Origin of the sequence: Pseudoalteromonas sp. TAB23 (assembly GCF_000498075.1) — a bacterium.
GTDB classification, from domain to species: domain Bacteria; phylum Pseudomonadota; class Gammaproteobacteria; order Enterobacterales; family Alteromonadaceae; genus Pseudoalteromonas; species Pseudoalteromonas arctica.
Genome location: NZ_AUTP01000251.1, coordinates 1 through 5,320 on the forward strand (window position 1 = coordinate 1; position 5,320 = coordinate 5,320).

At 39.6% G+C, this 5,320-nt stretch carries 5 protein-coding genes; all 5 read left to right on the forward strand.

Annotated features, from left to right (window positions below):
• Nucleotides 1-1,131, forward strand: a 1,131-nt coding sequence (gene tuf, locus L654_RS0115215; protein ID WP_024592699.1) for an elongation factor Tu, incomplete at its 5' end; no start/stop codon positions are given.
• Between the two features lie 729 nt (nt 1,132-1,860).
• Nucleotides 1,861-2,565, forward strand: coding sequence for an AHH domain-containing protein (locus L654_RS0115225; RefSeq protein WP_024608352.1), 705 nt, complete (start codon nt 1,861-1,863; stop codon nt 2,563-2,565).
• The gene (locus L654_RS1000000126980) at nt 2,565-3,152 is read left to right on the forward strand and encodes a hypothetical protein (RefSeq protein ID WP_024608353.1); all 588 of its coding nucleotides are present in this window, start codon (nt 2,565-2,567) and stop codon (nt 3,150-3,152) included. The genes L654_RS0115225 and L654_RS1000000126980 overlap by 1 nt, the downstream gene beginning before the upstream one ends.
• A gap of 263 nt (nt 3,153-3,415) precedes the next feature.
• A complete protein-coding gene (locus L654_RS0115235) occupies nt 3,416-4,339 on the forward strand; it encodes a restriction endonuclease (RefSeq protein ID WP_024608354.1) in 924 nt (307 codons plus the stop codon).
• Nucleotides 4,340-4,352: 13 nt separating this feature from the next.
• A partial coding sequence (locus L654_RS0115240; RefSeq protein ID WP_024608355.1) for a class I SAM-dependent DNA methyltransferase occupies nt 4,353-5,320 on the forward strand: 968 nt, incomplete at its 3' end.

The window sequence follows — 5,320 nt, forward strand, 5'->3', positions numbered from 1 at the left end:
GGCCACGTTGACCACGGTAAAACTACACTAACTGCAGCAATCACTAACGTACTTGCAAAAGTATACGGCGGTGTTGCTAAAGATTTCGCATCAATCGACAACGCTCCTGAAGAGCGCGAACGTGGTATCACTATTTCAACGTCTCACGTTGAATACGATACTCCTTCACGTCACTACGCACACGTAGATTGTCCTGGTCACGCCGATTATGTTAAAAACATGATCACTGGTGCTGCTCAAATGGACGGCGCGATCTTAGTAGTTGCTGCGACTGATGGCCCTATGCCACAAACGCGTGAGCACATCCTTCTTTCTCGTCAAGTTGGCGTTCCTTACATCATCGTGTTCATGAACAAATGTGACATGGTAGATGACGAAGAGCTACTTGAACTAGTAGAAATGGAAGTTCGTGAACTTCTTTCAGAATACGATTTCCCAGGTGATGACTTACCTCTAATTGCTGGTTCTGCGCTTAAAGCGTTAGAAGGCGAGAAAGAGTGGGAAGATAAGATTGTTGAGCTTGCAAACGCACTTGATACTTACATCCCAGAGCCAGAGCGTGACATCGATAAGCCATTCATCATGCCTATCGAAGACGTTTTCTCAATCCAGGGTCGTGGTACTGTTGTAACTGGTCGTGTTGAAGCTGGTATCATTCGCATCAATGACGAAGTAGAAATTGTTGGTATCAATGATACAACTCGTTCTACTTGTACTGGTGTTGAAATGTTCCGTAAGCTTCTAGACGAAGGTCGTGCTGGCGAAAACATCGGCGCACTTCTACGTGGTACTAAGCGTGAAGATGTTGAACGTGGTCAAGTACTAGCTAAGCCTGGTTCAATCAACCCACATACTACATTCACTTCAGAAGTATACGTACTTTCGAAAGATGAAGGTGGTCGTCATACTCCATTCTTCAAAGGTTACCGTCCACAGTTCTACTTCCGTACAACTGACGTAACAGGTGACGTACAGTTACCAGATGGCGTAGAAATGGTAATGCCTGGTGATAACATCAAGATGACAGTAACTCTAATCGCACCAATCGCGATGGATGAAGGTCTTCGTTTTGCTATCCGTGAAGGTGGTCGTACTGTAGGTGCTGGTGTTGTAGCAACTATCGTAGCGTAATTATTAGCCTAGCTAATTTTTACCAAAAAACCCGAGCTTAGTCTCGGGTTTTTTAATGTCTAAAATAAAGTGTCATATAAAAGCGGTGTTCCTACCTTTGGCCTAAAGTAACTATCGTAGAGTAATTACTAACCTAGCTAATTATTAATAACTGAGTTTAATCTCGGGTTTTTTAATGTCTAAAATAAAGTGTCATATGAAGGTGGCGCTCTTACTTTAGGCGTAGGTGCGTTGTAGTAACGTTCAAAGCGTAATTATTAGCCTAGCTAATTATTACCAAAAAGCCCGAACTTAGTCTCGGGCTTTTTAATGCCTAAAATAAAGAGTGATTTGAAGGTGAGAATCTCACATGAGATGAAGATGCTTGGTAAAAACATTCAAAATATTATTATTGGTATTAATAAAAAACCCGAGGCAAGCCCGGGTTTCGATAAGTTATGAATATGTCATAATTAGCTGAAAACTATTCAATATTTTGGATCTGAACATGGAGTATGATTTTTAATTTGATAATTCTCAATGAGTTAATTAGTATTTATTTCCTGCCTTTTACTTTTAGTAACCGCCATGGTAACCACTTGGAATCGCTTTCTGGTACATAGAGATTATTTTACTAAAAGAAGAAGCAAGCGTAAGTCAGTACCGAAAAACATATATAAAAATTGATTAACTGTTTAGTTTTTGTATTATACACCCAATCATAATCAAATAATCAAGGAAGAGTGTTTTATGAAACCGCTGCACGCATATCCTCATCCCGAGAGACCTCAAAATCCTTCACCATTAGAAATGGCTATTTATAACTATGAGTTAAAAGCTAAAGAGTTCCATAACAAGCGAATAGCTCAAAAAGGGCCGACGAGTGAAGAGCTTAAAAATAAGATGGCTCGTGACTTTAATCATTTGCAAAAAGAGAAAGAGAGAATCACAGCTCACGCTCGCTTACAAACAGATTTAAAAGAATACCGTGAGCTAAGTGCAAGTTCTACAGTTACACAATTAAAACAAGAAAAGCATCACCCAACACAAAAGCTTGCTCGTCACTTGGCTGCAATAGGGGAACCTAAACCAACTAAGCTGCACGAGGCTCATCATATTATTTGTGGCACAGGGCAATACCAATCAGCGAATATGTTACAAACAAGGCTTAACCTTCATCTGCATGGAGTTGGTATTAACGATCCAATCAACGGTGTATGGTTAATTAATTTTGAAAAAAATAAAGAGCAAAATTGGGATAGCCCAGCTTCGCCACCTCATCGAAAGCTACACAGATATAACTATGAGACATGGATTAATACTAACTTTGGTAATGCGGCTACGCCTAAAGCTTTATTTTTGAATAGATTGAGAACCGTTAAAGTTAAAATAAAAACGGGTACTGTACCTGCAGGTTTACTTGAACCAAAAAATGAAAACTGGAAGGCTTTATAATGACTGTATATCAAATCAAAAACGAAGCTTACACATACGACGTAATCGACTTTAATATTGTTGAACTATCAAAAATACTTTCAAAGCATAGTGGCCTTGAGCCAGACACTATATTAACGATGTTTATGTCGGCCGCACGCCATAATATCGAATTTAGTCATCTATGGCCTCAAGCGTTAAATTTTGACTATTTTGGTAAAGCTAAAAAGCAAGACTATGACATATCACGGCTAGGTCATTTTTTAATAATGAAGATGCCAGTATATGAGTTGTTAAAAGAGCGCTTAGCAAATTTTGGAGAGTTTTTACCCGTTAAAGCTGAAGGCAACAACATGATATTGTTTAACTTGCTTACCTTCGGGCAAGAGCAAAAAGACATGTGTTTAACCAAATACGAAGATGGCTTCGAAGACGGTTTAGAGTTACTTACCTTTGTGCAAGACGATATACAAAATAAACTGCTATTTAAATCTAAGCTGGAAGGTGCTCAAAAAGTTTATTGTACTGATGAGTTTAAAAATATTATCCAAAGTAACAACCTTAAAGGTTTAGTATTTGACGAAGACTTATTAGACCCGTTTGTTTAGTATCGCTCAACACAAAGGCGAATATATTAAGTAGCCAAAGAATCATTAATTGTGAATACAATACTTTCAGACTCTTTATAAAACAACACCCCTCCCGCCACCCGTAAGCTCAGTGCCCTGCGAGGGGGTAATTGTTTATAAAGCATAGTAAAGCTGCTTACATAACCTTTGCCCCATAATCTTAATTTGTATATTATCTCAACTAATAAGAACAATGGATTAGCTGTATAGTTACTAACTAATACGGCTTGGCAGGGAATAGTATGTCATTACCAGATTACCAATCATTCATGACCCCATTACTGCAATGTTTAGCTAATGGCAAAACCGTAAAGCTCAAAGAGATTGAAGCAAACGTTTATCAAAGCCTGAGCTTATCGGCAGAGCAGCTTAAACAGCGTATTCCTAGTGGAAAGCAAACTTATGCCTACCACCGCTTAAGTTGGGCTAAAACTTATCTTGTTAAAGCAGGTTTAATTGAACAGCCTAAAAGGGCCTTTTGTACAATTACGCAAAAAGGTTTATCAGCATTAGCAACTGGCGAATTAATCAATAACCAGTACTTAAGCCAATACCCTGAGTTTTTAGATTTTAAAACCCGCGCTAAAGACACTAGCGACTCACTAGACGAAAACACCACCAGCTTAGTTGATAGCAACTCACACAAAACACCAGAAGAGCTTATAGAAGCTTCAGTAGATACACTCAACACTAACTTAAGCGATGAAATATTACAGGCAGTGTTTTCGGCCTCCCCTGCGTTTTTTGAAAACCTTGTAGTCGATTTAATGCTAGCTATGGGCTATGGCGGCTCACGTAAAGATGCAGGGCAAGCTACGCAGTATACTCAAGATGGTGGCATTGATGGCGTAATAAAAGAAGATAAACTCGGCCTCGAAATGATATATTTACAGGCTAAGCGCTACACCAATAAAACAGTGGGTAGACCAGACATACAAGCCTTTGCGGGGGCGCTTGATATGCACCGCGCTAAAAAAGGCGTATTCATCACCACCAGCGGCTTTAGTAAAGATGCACTGGAATATGTAGGCTTAATAGAAAAGCGCATAGTACTTGTAGATGGAAAGCAACTTACAGAGCTAATGCTTACTCATAACTTAGGCGTTAGCACTAAACAGGTATTTGAAGTAAAAGCGCTTGATAGCGATTATTTTATAGAAGATTAATTAGGCAAAACTAATGACCAATACTGAAGAACAACAATTTCTAACCGATCTTGAAAAAAAGCTCTGGAATGCTGCCGACAAACTCCGTTCAACCCTTGATGCTGCGCAGTATAAACACGCCGTACTGGGTTTAGTGTTTATTAAATACGTGTCTGATGCTTTTAAAATCCGCCAAGACGAATTAATCGCCGCGTTTAATAATCCTGATAGCGACTATTTTTTAGACCCAGAAGACTTTGGCGGGAAAGACTCTGCCCAGTACCAAGAAGAACTAGCGGTTGAACTAGAGCAACGCGATTATTACCTTGAAACCAATACATTTTGGGTGCCAACTCAAGCCCGCTGGTCGTTTTTACAAGATAACAATAAAACGGTGATCGGTGGCGCTGAGCTGCCAATCGGTAACGATAAAATCATTAAAATCACTTCGGTCGGTCATTTAATAGATAACGCGCTTGATGCCATTGAGGTGGCCAATCCAAAACTCAAGGGCGTACTTAATAAGCAATACACGCGCCTACAAATAGACCAAGTTAAACTGGCAGAACTTATCGACTTAATTGCGACTATTCCTTTTGTGCATGCGTCATTAAATTCAAAAGATATTCTGGGTCATGTTTATGAATATATGCTTGGCCAGTTTGCATTAGCAGAGGGTAAAAAAGGCGGTCAGTTCTATACGCCTAAATCAATTGTTAGCCTAATGGTACAAATGATGGAACCCTTTAAAGGCCGTGTATACGATCCTGCCATGGGCTCAGGTGGTTTCTTTGTACAAAGTGAGCACTTTATAAATGCGCATAAAGGCAAAATTGGCGATGTGTCCATTTATGGCCAAGAATACAACCACACTACATGGCAGTTAGCCTCCATGAATATGGCGATTCGTGGTATCGATTTTAACTTTGGTAAAGAGCCTGCTAATACTTATACCAACGATCAACACCCCGATTTACGTGCCGACTTTGTAATGGCTAACCC

Coding starts and splice junctions, on each gene's coding strand:
- L654_RS0115225 (WP_024608352.1), top strand. CDS start 1,861: ATGAAACCGCTGCACGCATATCCTCATCCCGAGAGACCTCAAAATCCT.
- L654_RS1000000126980 (WP_024608353.1), top strand. CDS start 2,565: ATGACTGTATATCAAATCAAAAACGAAGCTTACACATACGACGTAATC.
- L654_RS0115235 (WP_024608354.1), top strand. CDS start 3,416: ATGTCATTACCAGATTACCAATCATTCATGACCCCATTACTGCAATGT.